Origin of the sequence: Brevibacterium permense (assembly GCF_013280495.1) — a bacterium.
Taxonomy (GTDB): Bacteria; Actinomycetota; Actinomycetes; order Actinomycetales; family Brevibacteriaceae; genus Brevibacterium; species Brevibacterium permense.
This window is the reverse complement of record NZ_JABSSX010000003.1, coordinates 1-17,516: the sequence shown is the minus strand read 5'-3', so window position 1 is coordinate 17,516 and position 17,516 is coordinate 1. Positions and strand designations below refer to the sequence as shown.

The window sequence follows — 17,516 nt, the reverse complement described above, 5'->3', positions numbered from 1 at the left end:
ATCCGGGGTGCAGTCGGCGCCGGGACTCAGCGTGTGCCGGATTCGCTCTCGGCCCGGAGGTTCTCCGGAGTGGGCATCTGCGGATGCGGATCGACGTCGACGCCGGCGATGAAATCGGCGGCATGCCGCGCTCGAGCGAGCACGAGCTGCCGGTCCTCGCCGTAGGCATTCACGTGGCCGACTTTCCGACCCGGACGCACCCCCTTGCCGTAGAGGTGGACCTTGACCGCCGGGTCGTGAGCCATGACATGCAGGTACGGCTGATAGAGGTCCTCGTGATCAGCGCCGAGGATGTTGACCATCACGGACACGTCCTCCCGTGCCGCGGGGCTGCCGAGGGGAAGGTCGAGAACCGCGCGGAGGTGCTGTTCGAATTGGCTCGTCACCGCTCCGTCCTGGGTCCAGTGCCCGGTATTGTGCGGGCGCATTGCGAATTCGTTGATGAGGAACCCCTCGTCAGTCTCGAACATCTCCATCGCCATGACGCCGGTGACCTCGAGGGTGCCGGCGACAGTGAGGATCGCTTCGGTGATGACCCGCGCCTTCTCATCACTCAGATCGGGAGCCGGGGCGATGGCCTCCTTGCACACGCCGTTCTGCTGCCAGGTCTCGACGACCGGCCACACTGCGGTCTGCCCCATCGGGGACCTCCCGACCATGACGGCGAGCTCCCGGGTGAAGTCGACCTTCTCCTCGGCGAGCAGCTGGGGAACCTCGTTCAGCCACTCGACGGCCTCGTCGAGGCTGTCGATGACGCGCACGCCCTTGCCGTCATAGCCTCCGCGGGGCGTCTTGAGGATGAAGGGGTATCCGACGCGAGCGGCGAACGCTTCGACATCGGCGACCGAGGTGATCTCCGCCCATGCGGGATTGGGCAGACCGAGCTCGTCCATCTTCGTGCGCATCCGGATCTTGTCCTGGGCGAAGATGAGGGCATCGGGCCCAGGGCGCACTGCGTGTCCGGCCTCGACGAGGGCCTGCAGATGCTCCGGTGGGACGTGTTCGTGGTCGAAGGTGATGACGTCGACGGTCTCGGCGAAGGCCTTGAGCGTCGGATAGTCCGTATAGTCACCGACGGTCACCTCGTTGATGACCTGTGTGGCGGGGGCGTCGGCGGTCTCCGCAAGAACGGAGAAGCGGACGCCGAGAGCTTCTGCGGCGGGGGCGAGCATGCGTGCCAGTTGACCGCCGCCAATGACACCGATTCGAGGAAAAGTCACGTTTTACATCCTATCTTCCGCGCATGTCGCGGATCGACTGCGGTCATATCGTGGATCGGCCGAGCGGTCGGCAGCTCATCTCAGTCCCAGTCGCCACAGTGAGGTCACTTCGGCGCTGCGGGCAGCGTGGAGCGCATCGGCGGTATCAGCGGCGCGGGGATGGCGGGGCACCGTGTCGATGCGTTCGAGCACGCGCAGTCCTGCCGTCTCGATGCGTTCGCGGAGCTCACCTGAGGGCCTGAGGCCCAATCGTTCGGCGAGGTCGGAGATGATCAGCCATCCCTCCCCAGCCGGTGTGAGGTGGTCGGTCAGCCTCTCGATGAAGCGATGGAGGACAGCGGAGCCCGGATCGTAGATGCCGATCTCGAGTGCCGAGGTCGGCTGGGCCGGCAGCCACGGCGGATTGCACACGATGAGGTCGGCACGACCAGGCGGAAACAGGTCGGCCTCGATCACGCTCACATCGGCACCAGGACAGAGACGGTCGAGGTTCTCACTGGCGCAGGCGACGGCGCGCGGGTTGATGTCGGTGGCCACCACTGTCGCAGCGCCGCGCCGCAGCAGGATCGCGGCGAGGACTCCGGTCCCCGTTCCGAGGTCGAATGCGGTGCCGGTCGGCTCCGCGGAATCCGTGTCGGTCGAAACCGAACCGACATTCCTTCCCCACGGCAGGGGCGTCTGAGCGACGAGATCGAGGTACTCTCCCCGCACAGGCGAGAAGACGCCGTAGCGCGGATGGACGGAATCGCCCAGAGCCGGGATCTCGACTCCTCGCAGCTGCCATTCATAAGCGCTGAGCACTCCGCCGAGTTCGGTGAGCGACACGCAGACCGGTCCGTCGGCCGGGCCGTAGGCGGCGCGGCAGGCCGCGGCGACGTCGGGGGCACGGCGCAGCGCGAGGTCGAAGTCCGGGCCGAGCTCGACGACGACTCTGCCGAGCAGCCGGGCCCGCTGCTCGATGGCGTCACGTTCCGCGAAGAATGACAGAGCGGGATCGTGAGCAGGGCCAGCACTGTCCACGGATCCCACGAATCGGTCTCTGCCCCGTCTGTCGCGGGATCGGCCCCGGCCGCCCCGACGGCCGCCGGAACGTCGACCCCCGGTGGCTTCACGGTTTCCGCCTCGGTCGCCCCTGAGCCGACGGCTCATCGCCTGGACGAGTTGGCGGCCGTTGTGGAAGTCTCCGCGCCACAGCAGTCCCACTCCGGCGCGTGCCGATCGGCAGGCTTCGTCGGCGGTTGTCTCGTCTCCGATGATCTGCACAGTCGCGGGAGGCGGCGCCCCGTTCTCCGAATGCCAGTGGGCTGCGCGGCCGATGCCGTCCTCGGTCCAGCGGATCGTCGTCAACGGGTGCTCCCAGAAGGTCGGTGGTGGGTCATCTCGGCTGCAGTCGGCACCGCTCACACGACGAGCAGCGGGATCTGCAGCTCCTGCTCCGTGGTCGAACCATGGTGACCGATGAGGGCCAGCGCCGAGGCGGATTCCACTTCCGAATCGACCACGGCAAAGCCATCGGTGCAGATGACGAGGAAATCCCCGATCCGCGGATAGACGTGCGGGGCGACTGGACCGAAATAGCCGCGGTCGATCGCCGAGGCTTTCGGCAGGATGAGCCCGCGATCGCCGAGCGTCTCCTGCCAGACCGAGAGCACGTCCGCCTCCGCGCCCTCAGCGGCGTAGAGATGCAGTGCGCGCGGCTCTCCGCCGACGTGGCGCAGGCCGGCCTTGAGCTCAGGGAGTTCAGCGAGGTCGAAACGGCGTTCGTGGTCGACGTCGACCATGCCGTGGTCGGCGGTGATGAGCATGGTCGCGTCGTGCGGCAGGTCGGAGGCGAGTCGGGACAGGGCGAGATCGACGCGTTCGAGTTCTTCTGTCCAAGCGGCGGAGTCCGCACCGTGCACATGACCGGTCTTGTCGAGATTGCCCCAATAGAGGTAGACGAGGCGGCGGCCCGGAGCCCTCGTCTCGGCGAGAGCCTGGGCACAGCGCTCCTCCAGGCTCTTCGAGTCCCGGAATCTGCCGCCGCGCAGCGAGGCCCGGTTGAGGCCGCGTCCGGCGAACTTCTTCTCTCCGAGGCTGACCACATCGATTCCGGCATCGACGAGGCGTTCGAAGAGCGTCGCATCGGGGACCCAGGCGACGGGGTCGACGTCGAGGTTCCACGTCAGCTGGTTGAACACCGCGTCCTTCTCCGGGTCGAGGACGCGGTAGCCGACCACGCCGTGGGCGCCGGGCAGGCGGCCCGTGGCCAACGACGACAGAGAGTTCGCCGTCGTCGACGGGAATCCGGCGGACAGGGTACGGCGTGTTCCGGCCTGCGACCGGAAGAAGGGAGTGTATCCGCTGTAGCGGCGCAGCTGCTGCTCCCCGAGACCGTCGATGAGCACTACGATCGTCGCCCGGGACTCCCGGCCGAGTCCGAGCGTTCGTGCACGATCGGACATCGGCGCGTCGAGGGCGTCGGCCGCACCGAGGCTCAGCGCCGCGGCGGGAACGACATCGGAGAGCATGGGACCCGCATAGTCCGGGGGGCCCAGGGGCTCAGCACCGGATGGGTCCTGCTGCTGTTGACTCGTCGAGTCCCCGCTCATCAGCGGCGCGACCGCAGCCGGGCATGGAAGACTGCGGCGCGCAGCTTCTCGGCGAAGTCGGCCATTCGGTCGACGGCGGCCTGCCCTTCGGCTTCGGCCGAGACCCGGAGCATGACATCCTCGGCGAAGATCGATCCGCCGTATCCGTGATCGCCCATGCAGTTGGGATCTCCGCAGGTCTCGGGGAAGGCCTCGATGCGCTTCGACGCACCCCACGACATGGTCAGCGAAACTTCGACGGGCTTGTCACCGGGCTTGTAGGCGGCCGGATCGGCGAAGGTGCGGCCGACCATCACGGTGCCCAGGCGATCGAGTTCGATGTCCTCGCTGCTCGTGACGGCGCGGGGTTTGGCGCCGGGTTCCGCGTTCGGATCGTCATCGACGTGAGCCAGCAGGAGGCGGGTCTCGGTGAGGACGAAGGCGGTGACATGCCGGTGGATGGATTCGATGTCGACATGTGTGTCGATGTGGACGAAGTGGGCCAAGACCGGTTCGTCGTAGAGCGAGTCGGCGAGGATGCCCTGAGTGAGCTGGGGATAGTAGCCGGCCGACTGCAGATCGTGAACGAGAACTTCGGGTAATGCCATGCCCACTATTGTGCCCCACTCCTCTGACTTGTCCCAGCGAGGTCGGCCATATCCGGACGCCCGACGCATATGCTGGGACCATGGAAGACTATCCTGCCGGATGGGAAGCCGATGTCGTCCTCCGCGACGGCGGCACCGCCCACCTTCGCCCGATCACCCCTGACGATTCCGCCGCTCTGGCCCGCATGCACGAGGCCCAATCGCCGGAGTCCGTCTATCTGCGCTTCTTCGCTCCGCTGCCCCGGCTTCCCAAACGCGACCTCGACCGCTTCGTCAACGTCGACCACCGCGACCGGGTGGCGCTGATCATGCTCATCGGCGACGACATCATCGGCGTCGGCCGCTTCGATCGGATCAGCGACACCGACGCCGAGGTGGCGTTCAACATCGCCGACGCCCACCAGGGTCGCGGGGTCGGTTCGATCCTGCTGGAGCATCTGGCCGCGGCCGCGCGCGAATCGGGGATCCAGCGATTCACCGCCGAAGTGCTGCCCCAGAACCGGTCGATGCTGCAGGTATTCCAGGCCGCCGGCTACGAGGTCTCCCGCGGGTTCGATGACGGTGTCGTGGCCGTGAAGTTCGACATCGATCCCACGGCACGGTCCATCGAAGTGCAGGCCTCCAGGGAACACAGGGCCGAGGCCCTGAGCGTGCGCACGGTCCTCCACCCCGCCTCGGTGGCGGTGATCGGCGCCAGCCGCAAACGCAACTCCACCGGCCATCTGCTCATCCGCAACATCACGGCCGCGAAGTTCACCGGCGACCTGTGGGTCGTCCACCCCGAAGCCGATCAGATCGCCGGCGTCCAGGCCTATCCGAGCCTCGCCGATCTGCCGGGCAAGGCCGACCTCGCGGTCATCGCCGTGCCCGCCGAATCCGTCACGGAGGTGGTCAAGGACTGTGCCGTGCACGGGGTCAAAGCCGTGCTCGTCATCTCCTCCGGATTCGCCGAGACCGGTCCCGAAGGGGCCGAACTCCAGCGCCGCATGGTCGCAACCTCCCGCGCCTACGGAATGCGCGTGGTCGGGCCGAACTCCTTCGGACTGGTCAACGAGGCCGTCGAGATCTCGCTCAACGCCTCTCTGGCCCCGTTCCTCCCGGCTTCCGGAACGCTCGGGCTCTTCAGTCAGTCCGGAGCCCTCGGCACCGCCCTGCTCGCGGCAGCGAAGACCCGCGGACTGGGCATCTCCACCTTCGTCTCCGCCGGCAACCGCGCCGACCTCTCAGGCAACGACCTCCTCCAGTACTGGGAGGAGGATCCGGCCACGCAGACCGTCGGCCTCTACCTCGAATCCATCGGCAACCCGCGCAAGTTCTCGCGCATCGCCCGTCGAGTCTCCCGCGTCAAACCCGTCGTTGTCATCAAGTCCGACCTCACGGGGCGGGAGCTGCCGCCCGGGCATATCGTGCGCACCTCGTCCCTGGCGCCGAACACCCTCGACCAGGTGCTCGAGCAGGCGGGAGTGATCCGCGCGGATACGATCCACCAGCTCTTCGACCTCACCCAGGTGTTCTCGACCCAGAAGCTGCCGGCGGGCCGCCGGGTCGGTGTCATCGGCAACTCCGCGGCGATGAGCACCCTGACCATGCAGCGCGCCCGTTCCGAAGGTATGCGCGTCGACACCGAGCCCGTGTCCCTGCACCCCGAGGTCGATGCGGAGACCTTCCGGAGCGAACTCGATGCGATGTATGCCCGCGACGACGTCGACTCGGTCATCGTCACCTTCACCCCGTCGGCGGGAGCCGAGGAGTCTGAGATCGCCGCGCTGCTGTCCGAGGCCGCCGCACAGTCGGAGAAGACCACTGTGGCCTGCTTCCTCGGCATTCAAGGTGTCCGCGACGAACTGACCAGCTACCTCAAGGACCAGGACGGCAACCGCGTCTCCCGCACGGTGCCCAGCTACATCGGCCCGGAGGATGCCGTGTGGGCGCTGGCCAGGGCGACAGACTACTCGCGTTGGCGCGCCGCCGACCACGGTCGGTACGTCGAACTCGACGACATCGACGACAAAGCGGTGCGTTCGATCATCGATTCGGCTCTCGACGGGGCGCCGCTGGGCACACCGGTTCGCCTCGAACGCGATGCAACGAGAGAGCTGCTCCGCGCCTACGGGATCGAGGTCCTGCCTTATATCACTGCTTCCTCGGTCGACGAGGGGCTCGCCGCCGCCGAGAAGATCGGCTATCCCGTGGCGCTGAAGGCGGTGACGAACGTGCTCCGGCACCGCATGGAGCTCGGCGGGGTGCGCCTGAACATCGATTCGCCCGAAGAACTGGCCGAGGACTTCGCTGCCGTGCAGCGGATCATCACCCAGGTGATCGGCGACGACGAGCCCCTCGTCGACGTTCAGGCCATGGCCCCCCACGGTGTCCCGTGTGTCATCCGCGCCGGCGAGGACCCCCTCCTCGGACCGCTGCTGTCCTTCTCTCTGGCCGGGGACACGACCGAGCTGCTCGGCGACGTCTCGCACCGGGTCGCGCCGCTGACGGATCGGGAGGCCGAAGACATGATCCGCACGGTCAAGGCCTCCCCGCGCCTGTTCGGCTACCGCGGTCTTCCGCCGATGAACATCGGCCCGCTCATCGACGTCCTCGAAAGGCTCTCGGTGCTCGTCGAACGTCATCCGCAGATCCTCGAGCTCGTCATCCATCCGATGATCGCCACGGAGACCGAGGGGCATGTGCTCAGCGCCCGTGTCGATCTGCTGCCCGACCCCACCCGCATCGACGGCACCCGCCGACTGCTGAGCTGAGACGGTTCGGAGCAGACACCTGCCCAGCTGAAAAAAAGAATCCGCCCCCGCCGCAGGACGCCTTCGACTTTCGGTGTCCCAGCCCCATATGGGCGCGTCTTATACCAATTCGCAGACTTGACGGGTAGTGTCTGTATCCGTTCACCACGAAATGTTATGAATTCGTGTTTTAATGGATGGCCGCTTCGGCGGCCATTGTCTGTGACCAGTCACTGGTCATCCACCGTCCCAGGCGTCCGCATTCAGCGGGTGTCCCATGAGAGCGAGGCCTCACAGTCATGATTTCGCGCAGAGACGTCGTCACCGACTCCGCGATCGCCGTAGTCGCCGAACAAGGAGTCCGCGGGCTCACCCATCGGGCAGTCGATGCACTGGCCGAACTGCCGGTGGGGTCGACTTCGAATGTCTACCGCACCCGCGATGCCCTGATCACCGGAATCATGGAGCGCATCGGTGAGCTCAACTCCCAGCAGCTCGAGCGCCTGCCGGAGCTGGTGCGTACTCCGGGCGCGGACACTATCGAGGTCGCCATCGACTTCTGCATGAACTGGCTGACCACCGACCGCAACCGGTTCTACACCATGATGATGCTCAGCTTGGATCCGGCGCTGCCGCCGGAGGCAGTGATCGCCAAGGAGAAGAACCTCCGCGCGATCAGGGAATTCATCATGCGCTTCGCCGGCATCGACGCCGAGTACGCGGAGCGGGTCAACAGCTCGGTCGCGGGCATGATGGTCAGCGAACTCGTCGCCGGCACGGCTGATCGTGCACGTGTCGAGGCCTATATGAGGGAGTTCTTCCAGTGGCTGCGCGGCAGCCGCGAAAGCGCCTGAACTTCGACACGAACCCTCCGGGAACGACCGATTGAGCAGGAGTTCGCAAATCGAACGCTAGAATCGACGGGTGCCCTCCCCCACTGAGGTCAGGCCTCGGCGCGGGCGGGTGTTCGAATCGAACAGTTCGTGCGTCAAAGGAGTTCCATGCCCGAAGGCAGAGTCATCGAAGTCGACGTCTCCTCAGAGATGGAGAGTTCGTTCCTCGAATATGCGGTCTCGGTCATCCACTCCCGCGCACTGCCCGATGCCAGGGACGGCCTCAAACCCGTCCAGCGTCGCATCGTCTACCAGATGGGCGATATGGGGCTGCGCCCCGACCGCGGACACGTGAAGTCCTCGCGCATCGTCGGCGATGTCATGGGCAAGCTCCACCCGCACGGCGACACCGCGATCTATGACGCCCTCGTGCGCCTCAGTCAGGGCTTCATCATGCGTGTGCCCCTGGTCGACGGCCACGGCAACTTCGGCTCCCTCGACGATGGTCCCGCTGCCCCGCGCTACACCGAGGCTCGACTGACGACCGCGTCGATGCACATGATTGCCGGGCTCGACGAAGACGTCGTCGACTTCGTGCCGAACTACGACAACACGCTCACTCAGCCCGAGGTCCTGCCCAGTGCCTTCCCGAATCTGCTCATCAACGGCGCGTCGGGCATCGCCGTCGGCATGGCCACGAACATGGCCCCGCACAATCCCGGCGAAGTCATCGCCGCCTGCGCCCACCTCATCCGCAATCCGGAAGCCGGACTCTCGGAGCTCATGCGCTTCATCCCCGGCCCGGATCTGCCCACCGGCGGGCGGATCATCGGTCTCGACGGAGTGCGCGAGGCCTATGAGATCGGTCGCGGCACGTTCCGCACCCGAGCCACTGTGTCCATCGAGAACATCAGTGCCCGCCGCAAGGGAATCGTCGTCACCGAGCTGCCCTACCTCGTGGGACCGGAGAAGGTCGTGTCGAAGGTCAAGGACGCGGTCGGGGCGAAGAAGCTGTCCGGAATCGCCTCGATCGATGACTATTCGGATCGCAAGAACGGCATGCGTCTGGTCATCGGTGTGAAGAACGGCTTCAACCCCGAGGCCGTGCTGGCCGAGCTCTACCGCCAGACCCCCCTCGAGGAATCGTTCAGCATCAACAACGTCTGCCTCGTCGAGGGGCAGCCGCGGACCTTGGGACTGCGCGAGCTGCTCATGGTCTACCTCTCCCATCGCATCGACGTGGTGCGCAGGCGCACGGTCTTCCAGCTGCGCAAGGCCAAGGATCGGCTCCACCTCGTCGAAGGTCTGCTCATTGCGATCCTCGACATCGATGAAGTCATCCAGCTCATCCGTTCCTCGGACGACGCGGCCACGGCCCGCACCCGCCTGATGGACGTCTTCGAGCTCTCCGAGCTGCAGGCGACCTACATCCTCGATCTGCAGCTGCGTCGGCTCACGAAGTTCTCGCGTCTCGAACTCGAAGCCGAACGCGACGAGCTGAGGAAGACGATCGACTACCTCGAATCACTGCTCGCCGATGAGGCGAAGCTGCGGGAACTCGTCGCCTCGGAACTGGAGTCCACGGCCGAGGTCATCGGCTCTCCGCGACGCACCGTCCTCATCGAAGGCTCGATGAAGGAGCTGACGGCCAAAGGCAAGAAGGCTCCGACGAACCTCAAGATCGCCGATTCTCCCTGCCGGGTGCTGCTGTCGACCTCCGGACGCATTGCGCGCACCTCGGATGCCGCTCCGCTGGCACGTGAGGGTCGCCGCTCCAGCCATGATGCGCTGGTCTCGGAGATCGTCACCACCACTCAGGGCAAGGTCGGCGCCATCACCACCACCGGTCGCCTGCACATGGTCGACGTCGTCGATCTGCCTGCCCTGCCGCCGGCCGCGGCACGACCCAATGTCGCCGGCGGTGTGAAGATCGCCGAATATGCGGCGCTGGAGAAGAACGAGAAGATCATCGGTCTGATCGACCTCGACCGGGAATTCGTCCTCGGCACCGCCGACGGCGTCGTCAAACGCGTATCGGTGGCCGGTCGGCCGAACAAGAACGAGTGGGAAGCCATCACCCTCAAGGGCAAGGACTCAGTCGTCGGGGTCGCCCAACCCGAGGACATCGACGACTCCCTCTCCGTATTCGTGACCTCGAACGCGCAGCTGCTCGCCTTCGACGCCTCCGGTCTGCGTGCACAGGGCTGGAACGCCTCGGGCGTGGCCGGAATCAAGGTGGCCGCCGACGCGAAGGTGATCTTCTTCGGAATGACTCCGAAGGCGGCGAAGACCGACGAGGACGGTGCCGCGGACGCCGAGCTCGGCAGCTTCGCGGTCGTCACGATCGCCAGCGGCGAGAACTTCTACGGCGCCCCATCGTCGTCGATCAAGGTCAGCGAATTCTCCGAGTTCCCGACCAAAGGGCGAGCCACCTCCGGGGTGCGCGCCCACAAGTTCCTCAAGGGGGAGACCGAACTGTCGCTGGCCTGGGTCGGCGACTCTCCGCAGGCTGCTGCCACCGCCGGCGGTGCACGCACGCTTCCGGCCGAGCTGTCCCGTCGCGACGGGACGGGATCGCCGTTGGAGTCGAAGATCGATGTCATCGGCACCCTGCCCCGCCTCGGCGGCGCCGAATCCCACGACCAGTCACCGGAGGCCGGCGATGACGAATCGGCTGAGGCTTCAGACGACACCGAAGCTGACGCTGATTCTGCGTCCGGCACCGGCGAAGAGAAGCCCAAGTCCGCAGGAAAGCGATCCGCGGGCCAGAAGCAGCGGGGACAGCAGAGACTGGCGACCAGTTTCGATGAGCTCGATCTCGACCTCGACGAGGCCAAGGACGAGATCGCGCGGTCGAAGTTCGACACCGAAGGCGCCGTGATCGTCTCCCATGACGAGGACGACGAGGACGACGACTCCGCCCTGTTCTGAGCTCGGACCGGCCCTGACGGGAGCCTGCTCTGGCGAACCGCTCGGCCGTCGGCCGTTTCAGCAAATGAGCCCAGCACCTCGGTGCTGGGCTCTGCTGTCTGCCGCCTGTGCTGTCAGCGGCCGCTGCAGCCGCTCACTGGTCTGAGTTCTCAGGATCGTCGTCGAGGTCGAGGCGCATCTTGGCTGCGGTGCCGCGCTTCATCTCGCCGATGGCGGTCTCGCCGAGTCCGTGCAGCGAAATCGAATCGCGCGGTTCGAAGACGTAGTCGTCCGATGCCGAGAGCACTCGCGCGGTCTCCTCGTCGGTGAAGATCGTCCCGGGATCGGCTACTGCTGTCAGGCGGGCGGCGAGGTTGACGCTGGAGCCGAAGATATCGCCGAGGCGAGAGAGCACCCGGCCCCAGACGAAGCCGACGCGCGCCTGGGGCAGGTCCTCGGCTGCGGTCACGCGCTCCATCAGTGTCATGGCGATCTCGGCGCCGGCCAGCGGTGTCGAGGCGGCGAAGAACACTTCATCGCCGACGGTCTTGATGACCCGTCCGCCTCCGGTGGCGACGATGTTGTAGGCCATGCCCTGGAACTCCTGAACCATGTCCGCCAGCTGCCGCGGCTCCATCTTCTGCGACAGGCGGGTGAACGAGACGAGGTCGATGAATCCGACGGCACGGGCCAAAGGCATCGAGGAGTCGTACCAGCCCTGCCGGTTGTCCATGGCCAGCCCGTCTGAGACGTTGACGTTGAGACGGCCCATGACGTCGGCGAGGTTTCGCCGCCAGGAGTAGGTGAGCATCTTCTGCAGCGGGTCGATCATCTCTTCGACGACGGCCAGGGCATCCCGGCGTGCTTCCGGATCGGTCAGCCCCTTCTCCTCGGTGAGGAATTCGACAAGGGTCTCCATCTGCCAGACGACGAGGCGGTCCGTCGTCTGGCCGATCGCCCGAGCCAGGGACAGCGCGGTCGTCTGGTCGATGAGTCCGTCGGCGACGGGCTTGGCCCAGATCCGCAGGGCGTGCGCATCGCTGACGGTGTAGGCCTTATCCGTCGGCTTCGCCTGGGACATGCCGAGGGCCCGCCACATCTTCCGGGCCGAGACCGTGGAGATCCCGCCGAGTTTCGCGGCCTCCCGTCGGTCGAGGACGCGCTTGCCGTCGAGCAGGATCTCTTCGAGTCGTTCGGCCGCGGTTCGGGTCTCATAGATCGTGTCGTCGAAGTCGGGGCCGTCCGCGTCGAGAGCTCCGTCGGCGTCGTCCTCGTCGATGATCGACAGCGCTGTGGTGCGCGGATCCTCACGCAGTCCGCTGAAGAAGTCCTCATCGACGTCGATGTCCGAGTCGGCGTCGGCGGCCCCCACGTCCGTGGTGGCTGTGTCCGAATCAGCGGTCAATTCGTCGGCAAGCTCGTCGCCGACCTCTCCTGCCTGAGGAGCGGATCCGGTCAGGCCGCCGACAGGTTCGTCGTCATCACCGACATCGCTGATGACTCCGCCGTCACCGAACTGGTCGTGTGCGTTCGCCTCGACGTCCTCGCCGTCCTCGACAGCGACGGTGTCAGCGGAACGGACGTCCGCCTCGGCGCGGGATCGCGTCTCATCCTCCCCCTCCGGAACTGCCCTCATCGCAGCGTCGGGACCCGTGCGATTCGCCGCATCACTATTCGCTGCACGCTTCTGAGAGCCTGGATCGGCCTGGGCCTGGGCAGCCGTCTGCGGATCACGACCGGTCTGCGGTGTTTCACCGTCCGATTGAGTTCTGTCGTCGGACTGGTGGCCCTTCGTGGAGGAGCCGTCGGCGTCCGCCGCCTCGGGTGTGCCCACACCTTCCGGTTCGACGATGTCGAATCCGGCGGTGAAGTCCGAAACCGCCATCAGTCTTCGCTCCTCTCCGCAGCGGTCGGGGCCGCGGCCGGACGCAGATGGTGGACGTCTCCGGCGCTTAAGCACACCTGATCGTCGATGATGAGGTCGGCTCCTGCGTCCAGCCCCGTGGCGGTGCCGATGATGTCGGAACCGTCGGGCTTCTCCACCCGGACCCGCGACCCGAGCGTCACCATATGATCACGCACTCTCCGCGCTGTGCGGCTGTCACGGAAATCCTCGTCTCCATAGTCGATCAGCTCTCTGTAGCAGGGGATCAGTGTGCCGAGAATCGAGACTAACAATGCTTCATGATCAATTTCTGAACCGTCGACTCCGGTTTCGATCGCCAGCGAACTCGCGTCTTCGCGCGGCAGATCAGCAGGCTCCAACCGGGTGTTCAGCCCCATCCCCAACACGATCTGCGGTCCGCCGGCCAGGGGTTCGACGCGTGCGAGGATCCCGCACAGCTTCCTGCCCTCGGCGGTGAGCACATCGTTGGGCCATTTGATCGCGGCCGGCACCCCCGCCTCGGTGACGGCGGAGTGCACGGCCTCACCGGCAATGAGCGGGATCCACCCCCATTGGGAGAACCCGGCCGGGGGTGTGAGCAGAATCGACCACGTCAGCGACCGGCGGGCGGGCACCGTCCAGGTCCGGCCCAGTCGGCCGTGTCCGGCGTTCTGGAAGTCGGTGCCGCGGATGGTGAATTCGGCCACGGGTGAACCGGCGTCGGCTCCTTCTCGGACCACTCGCGCAAGTTCGTCATTCGTCGACGTGCAGCTATCGTCCCAGATCAGCGGCGGGAGCGAGAGACCTCGGTCCGCAGCGGTGCGGCGCACGGAGTCGACGTCGACGAGGACGGAATTGTGTTGGCTGTTCACCAGCCCACTCTAGATTCTTTTGGTGAGAGTGCACAACGAAGTCTCACGTCATCGTTATTGTGGAGACATGACGGATACCCCACGGACCACAGCCGAGCGCATCGACGCATTCACCCAGCGCCGAGAAGCAGCCCACACGGGCAATCAGCGCTCGGTGGACAACCAGCACAAGCGCGGCAAACAGACCGCACGTGAACGCATCGACGCTCTCCTCGACGCCGACTCCTTCCAGGAGATCGACGAATTCGCCCGCCATCACAATCACCAGTTCGGGATGCAGGACAACCGCCCCGACGGTGACGGAGTCGTCTGCGGATTGGGCACGATCGAAGGCAAGACCGTCGCGGTCTTCGCTCATGACTTCACCGTCCTCGGCGGATCCCTCGCCGAAGCCAACGGCCGCAAGATCGTCAAGGTGCAGAAGCTCGCTCTCAAACTCGGCTGCCCGATCATCGGCATCAACGACTCGGGAGGTGCCCGGATCCAGGAAGGCGTCGGATCGATTGCACTGTTCGCCGAGATCTTCCGCCTCAATGTCGCCTCGTCCGGAGTGATCCCCCAGATCTCGCTCATCATGGGGCCCTCGGCCGGCGGCGCCGTGTACTCCCCCGCACTGACCGACGTCACGATCATGGTCGATCAGATCAGCCACATGTACATCACCGGCCCCGACGTCATCAAGACCGTCACGGGAGAGTCCGTCGGCCATGAGGAGCTCGGCGGCGGACGGACGAACAACACCGTGTCCGGAAACGCCCACTACCTGGCCTCGGATGAGGACGATGCGCTCAACTATGTGCGCGATCTGCTCTCGTTCCTGCCGCAGAACAACCTCGACCCAGCAGATGCCGACGAGTTCGAGTCCGATCTGTCGGTGACTCCCGAGGACGAGGCGCTGGATACGCTCATGCCGGATTCGCCTTCGCAGCCCTACGACATCCTCGACGTCGTCACCACGATCCTCGACGACGGCGATTTCCTGCAGGTCTCCGAGCTCTTCGCTCCGAACGTCGTCACCGGCTTCGGCCGCGTCGAAGGGGTGAGCGTCGGCGTCATCGCCAACCAGCCCATGCAGCTGGCCGGCACCCTCGACATCGACGCCTCGGAGAAGGCCGCACGCTTCGTGCGCCTCTGCGATGCCTTCAACCTGCCGATCCTCACCTTCGTCGATGTGCCCGGGTTCCTGCCGGGCACCGACCAGGAGTACGGCGGCATCATCCGCCGCGGCGCCAAGCTCATCTACGCCTACGGCGAGGCCACAGTTCCGCTCGTCACCCTCATCACCCGCAAGGCCTACGGCGGCGCGTACTGCGTGATGGGGTCGAAGCAGCTCGGTGCCGATATCAATCTCGCCTGGCCGAGCGCGCAGATCGCGGTCATGGGTGCCCAGGGTGCGGCGAACATCGTCTATCGCCGTAAGCTCAAGGCCGTCGAAGAGGCCGGAGAGGACGTCGAAGCGGCGCGTGCCGAACTCATCCAGGACTACGAGGATGCGCTGCTCAACCCGTACCTGGCCGCCGAGGAAGGCTACATCGACGCCGTCATCAAGCCGAGCGAGACTCGCAGCCGGATCGTGCGTTCGCTGCGTGCGCTGAAGAACAAGCACGTCGACGCTCCCGCGCGCAAGCACGGTAACATCCCCCTATGAGCGATGATCTGCAGACCGACGCCGAGGCGAACCTGCCCGGCGAAGTGGACGCCGAGGTGACCGTCCCCGGCGAGGGCGCGGCCGCCGAGGAGGGCGGGGCCACAGCCTCAGACGGGGCGCTGCGGGCGCCCTCCGTGGAGGGACGCTCACAGGTGCGCGCCGATGACGGCGAACCGATCAGCGACGAGATGGCCAGCGCGGCGGCTGTGGCCGCGGTCGTGGCGATCCGTCAGGTGGCGATCGCCTATGCGGCCCAGCAGGCCAGTGCGGAGGCCGAGTCCGAAACCCGCAAGGGCGATCGAGCGGGTTTCCGGGCTCCACGACGCAATGTGCGCAAGCGCCTCCCCCAGACCTGGGACCAGCACCTGGGTCGCTGAGGCCCCGCCGGCCCCGGCCCTCGACGGACTCCCGTACTGTGGTCGGGTCTACCCTACTGGGGTCGCGTCTCCCGTGCCCGCCGTCGCCTCAAGCGACAGCGGCGACCGACGGTCCTCTGTTCTCGTCTGCTGTTTCTCTAGTCGGCTTCTTCGCGGAAGAGCGCACGCAGTTCGTCGAAGAGTCTGTCGATCACTGGTCCCGGATCTCCGTCGACTCGTCGCATCCGGGTGAATGTCGCCTTGAGCGCCATCATCGCCAAGGCGGCGACGGCTTCGGCTCGCGGGGAGACTTCGATATCGTCGTCGGCATAGTCACCGGAGTGCGCCCCCATGACGTCCACCGGCGCCGAGGAGGTCCCGTCGAGTCGGCGTTGGATGATCTGCCGGAAGAGCCGTTCGTTGTTGCCCATCCGCGACATCTGCAGCGGTAACAGCGACGGGTCCTTTTTCAGCATGAGATGGTACTGGTGCATATCATCGCGCTTCTCCATCCGAGTGGCGACGATGAATGCGAGCAGGTGTTCGAGGTCGGCGACGAGGCGCCCATGGGGTCCCCCGGCTTCGAATTCCTCGATGGCCGGTTGGTCCTCTTCGTCGAAGACGGTGTCCGCGCGACCGAGCAGCGCCTCGTCCTTCGATGAGTAATAGTTGAAGAAGGTCCGTCGGGAGACTCCGCAGCGCTCACAGATGTCTTCGACAGTGACGTCGTGATAGCCCTTCTCCAGGGCCAGGTCGATGGCGGCACGGCGAAGAGCCTGCCCGCGCTCACGCTTCTTGCGTTCGCGCAGTCCCTCGACCGGCGGTGACGCTTGGACCTCTGAACCAGAACTCATGAGAACAGTATTGCAGTCGCTGCATTTTCACCGGAAATGCGCTGAGCGCCCGCCTCGAGCTCAGTACCCGAGTTTCGCGTTCGTGAGCACCGGAACCGTCTCCGCTGCGGTATCGGCGGCGCTGAGGTCGATCTCGACGATCTCGAGTCGTTCGGCACCGTCGAGTGAGATCAGCACCTTCCCGAGGGGGTCGGAGACCAGACTGTGGCCGACCCCGGTCGGCCCTTTCTTCGGAACCGGGACGCCGGTCACTTCGGGATCGGCTTGGCCGAGGGCGGCGATGAACATATTCGAGTCTAGGGCCCGGGCGCGAGCGAGGATCTCCCACTGTTCGGCCTTGCGCGGTCCCGCACCCCAGGAGGCGGCGACGACGGTCAGGCGTGCGCCCCGCCGGCTGAGTTCGGCGAAGAGCTTCGGGAACCGGATGTCGTAGCACAGGGCCAGGCCGATGTCCTCGCCGTCGATGGTGAAGAGCACCGGCGCCTCTCCCGCCTCGACGGTGTCGGACTCTTTGAATCCGAAGGCGTCGTAGAGGTGGATCTTCGCATAGTCGCTGCGCCGGCCGTCAGGGGAATAGACGGCAAGCAGGTTGATGACCTTGTCGTCCGTCGCCGCGAATTCGCCGACGACGACGGTGATTCCGGTCTCGGCGGCGAGCTCGCTCAGCGCGGCCCGCCACGACTCGGAGTGCTCCTCGGCGATGGTGCGCAGGCCGGATCCGAACGCCGACATCGTCGCTTCGGGGAAGACGACGAACCGTGCGCCTGCCGCGGCGGCCCGGCGGGAATAGGAACGGACCTTCTCAAGGTTGTCGGCCACCTCGGTGGTGGTGTTGATCTGAGCGAGCGCGAACTTCATTCTCATCCTCCAGTCGGTTATTTCCAGCCTATCGCGCCCACCCCTCCCCAATTGCTACCTGACGGCGGCCCAGCAACCTCGCGCTGGAGTGGTCCCCGAAAGTTGGACTGTGATCAACACAAACCAACTTGAAGGGACCATTCCATGCGTCAGGACTGTCTGATCACCAA

Annotated in this window: 13 protein-coding genes; 5 read left to right on the top strand and 8 right to left on the bottom strand. The window is 65.9% G+C overall.

The window, feature by feature from the left end; all coding sequences use genetic code 11:
- Nucleotides 1-26 precede the first annotated feature (26 nt).
- The 4 genes from HK353_RS05065 to HK353_RS05050 all read right to left on the bottom strand — a co-directional run bounded on the left by HK353_RS05065 (nt 27) and on the right by HK353_RS05050 (nt 4,398).
- On the bottom strand, nt 27-1,220 hold the full coding sequence (locus HK353_RS05065; protein WP_173153312.1) for a 5-(carboxyamino)imidazole ribonucleotide synthase: 1,194 nt from the start codon (nt 1,218-1,220) through the stop codon (nt 27-29).
- Between the two features lie 75 nt (nt 1,221-1,295).
- The gene (locus HK353_RS05060; RefSeq protein ID WP_173153308.1) at nt 1,296-2,567 is read right to left on the bottom strand and encodes a methyltransferase; all 1,272 of its coding nucleotides are present in this window, start codon (nt 2,565-2,567) and stop codon (nt 1,296-1,298) included.
- Nucleotides 2,568-2,620: 53 nt separating this feature from the next.
- Nucleotides 2,621-3,730 (bottom strand): alkaline phosphatase family protein, encoded by a 1,110-nt coding sequence (locus HK353_RS05055; RefSeq protein ID WP_245395807.1) that lies wholly within the window; start codon nt 3,728-3,730, stop codon nt 2,621-2,623.
- 80 nt (nt 3,731-3,810) lie between these two features.
- Entirely contained in the window at nt 3,811-4,398 is a 588-nt protein-coding gene (locus HK353_RS05050) for a DUF5998 family protein (RefSeq protein WP_173153302.1), read from the bottom strand.
- A gap of 80 nt (nt 4,399-4,478) precedes the next feature.
- Here HK353_RS05050 and HK353_RS05045 point away from each other — a divergent pair, with 80 nt between their 5' ends.
- The 3 genes from HK353_RS05045 to HK353_RS05035 all read left to right on the top strand — a co-directional run bounded on the left by HK353_RS05045 (nt 4,479) and on the right by HK353_RS05035 (nt 10,894).
- Complete coding sequence (locus HK353_RS05045; RefSeq protein WP_173153299.1) at nt 4,479-7,151, top strand: bifunctional acetate--CoA ligase family protein/GNAT family N-acetyltransferase; 2,673 nt, start codon at nt 4,479-4,481, stop codon at nt 7,149-7,151.
- 278 nt (nt 7,152-7,429) lie between these two features.
- Nucleotides 7,430-7,984 carry a TetR/AcrR family transcriptional regulator gene (locus HK353_RS05040; RefSeq protein WP_173153296.1) on the top strand — a complete coding sequence of 185 codons (555 nt, stop codon included), beginning with the start codon at nt 7,430-7,432 and terminating at the stop codon, nt 7,982-7,984.
- Nucleotides 7,985-8,131: 147 nt separating this feature from the next.
- Nucleotides 8,132-10,894: a DNA gyrase/topoisomerase IV subunit A gene (locus HK353_RS05035; RefSeq protein WP_173153293.1), complete on the top strand. Its 2,763-nt coding sequence runs from the start codon at nt 8,132-8,134 to the stop codon at nt 10,892-10,894.
- A 133-nt stretch (nt 10,895-11,027) separates the two neighbouring features.
- On the opposite strand, the gene HK353_RS05030 is transcribed toward HK353_RS05035, so the two are convergent.
- Nucleotides 11,028-12,758 (bottom strand): adenylate/guanylate cyclase domain-containing protein, encoded by a 1,731-nt coding sequence (locus HK353_RS05030; RefSeq protein ID WP_173153290.1) that lies wholly within the window; start codon nt 12,756-12,758, stop codon nt 11,028-11,030.
- Nucleotides 12,758-13,630, bottom strand: a complete 873-nt coding sequence (locus HK353_RS05025) for a biotin--[acetyl-CoA-carboxylase] ligase (protein ID WP_173153287.1) — start codon at nt 13,628-13,630, stop codon at nt 12,758-12,760. Before HK353_RS05025 ends, HK353_RS05030 begins: the two co-directional genes overlap by 1 nt.
- Before the next feature lie 67 nt (nt 13,631-13,697).
- On the opposite strand from HK353_RS05025, the gene HK353_RS05020 reads away from it, so the two are divergent.
- Together HK353_RS05020 and HK353_RS16935 are read left to right on the top strand one after the other, a co-directional pair.
- Nucleotides 13,698-15,278 carry an acyl-CoA carboxylase subunit beta gene (locus HK353_RS05020; protein ID WP_139470250.1) on the top strand — a complete coding sequence of 527 codons (1,581 nt, stop codon included), beginning with the start codon at nt 13,698-13,700 and terminating at the stop codon, nt 15,276-15,278.
- The gene (locus tag HK353_RS16935; RefSeq protein WP_245395806.1) at nt 15,275-15,655 is read left to right on the top strand and encodes a hypothetical protein; all 381 of its coding nucleotides are present in this window, start codon (nt 15,275-15,277) and stop codon (nt 15,653-15,655) included. The genes HK353_RS05020 and HK353_RS16935 overlap by 4 nt, the downstream gene beginning before the upstream one ends.
- A gap of 137 nt (nt 15,656-15,792) precedes the next feature.
- On the opposite strand, the gene HK353_RS05010 is transcribed toward HK353_RS16935, so the two are convergent.
- Both HK353_RS05010 and HK353_RS05005 read right to left on the bottom strand, forming a co-directional pair.
- Nucleotides 15,793-16,488 carry a TetR/AcrR family transcriptional regulator gene (locus tag HK353_RS05010; RefSeq protein WP_173153284.1) on the bottom strand — a complete coding sequence of 232 codons (696 nt, stop codon included), beginning with the start codon at nt 16,486-16,488 and terminating at the stop codon, nt 15,793-15,795.
- A gap of 60 nt (nt 16,489-16,548) precedes the next feature.
- Nucleotides 16,549-17,346, bottom strand: coding sequence for a nitrilase-related carbon-nitrogen hydrolase (locus HK353_RS05005; protein ID WP_173153281.1), 798 nt, complete (start codon nt 17,344-17,346; stop codon nt 16,549-16,551).
- Between the last annotated feature and the right edge of the window lie 170 nt (nt 17,347-17,516).

What these genes read in the sequence shown, in the direction of transcription:
- HK353_RS05010 (WP_173153284.1), bottom strand. Translation starts at nt 16,488, where the DNA reads ATGAGTTCTGGTTCAGAGGTCCAAGCGTCACCGCCGGTCGAGGGACTG.
- HK353_RS05005 (WP_173153281.1), bottom strand. Translation starts at nt 17,346, where the DNA reads ATGAAGTTCGCGCTCGCTCAGATCAACACCACCACCGAGGTGGCCGAC.
- HK353_RS05020 (WP_139470250.1), top strand. Translation starts at nt 13,698, where the DNA reads ATGACGGATACCCCACGGACCACAGCCGAGCGCATCGACGCATTCACC.
- HK353_RS05035 (WP_173153293.1), top strand. Translation starts at nt 8,132, where the DNA reads ATGCCCGAAGGCAGAGTCATCGAAGTCGACGTCTCCTCAGAGATGGAG.
- HK353_RS16935 (WP_245395806.1), top strand. Translation starts at nt 15,275, where the DNA reads ATGAGCGATGATCTGCAGACCGACGCCGAGGCGAACCTGCCCGGCGAA.
- HK353_RS05040 (WP_173153296.1), top strand. Translation starts at nt 7,430, where the DNA reads ATGATTTCGCGCAGAGACGTCGTCACCGACTCCGCGATCGCCGTAGTC.
- HK353_RS05045 (WP_173153299.1), top strand. Translation starts at nt 4,479, where the DNA reads ATGGAAGACTATCCTGCCGGATGGGAAGCCGATGTCGTCCTCCGCGAC.
- HK353_RS05050 (WP_173153302.1), bottom strand. Translation starts at nt 4,398, where the DNA reads ATGGCATTACCCGAAGTTCTCGTTCACGATCTGCAGTCGGCCGGCTAC.
- HK353_RS05055 (WP_245395807.1), bottom strand. Translation starts at nt 3,730, where the DNA reads ATGCTCTCCGATGTCGTTCCCGCCGCGGCGCTGAGCCTCGGTGCGGCC.
- HK353_RS05030 (WP_173153290.1), bottom strand. Translation starts at nt 12,758, where the DNA reads ATGGCGGTTTCGGACTTCACCGCCGGATTCGACATCGTCGAACCGGAA.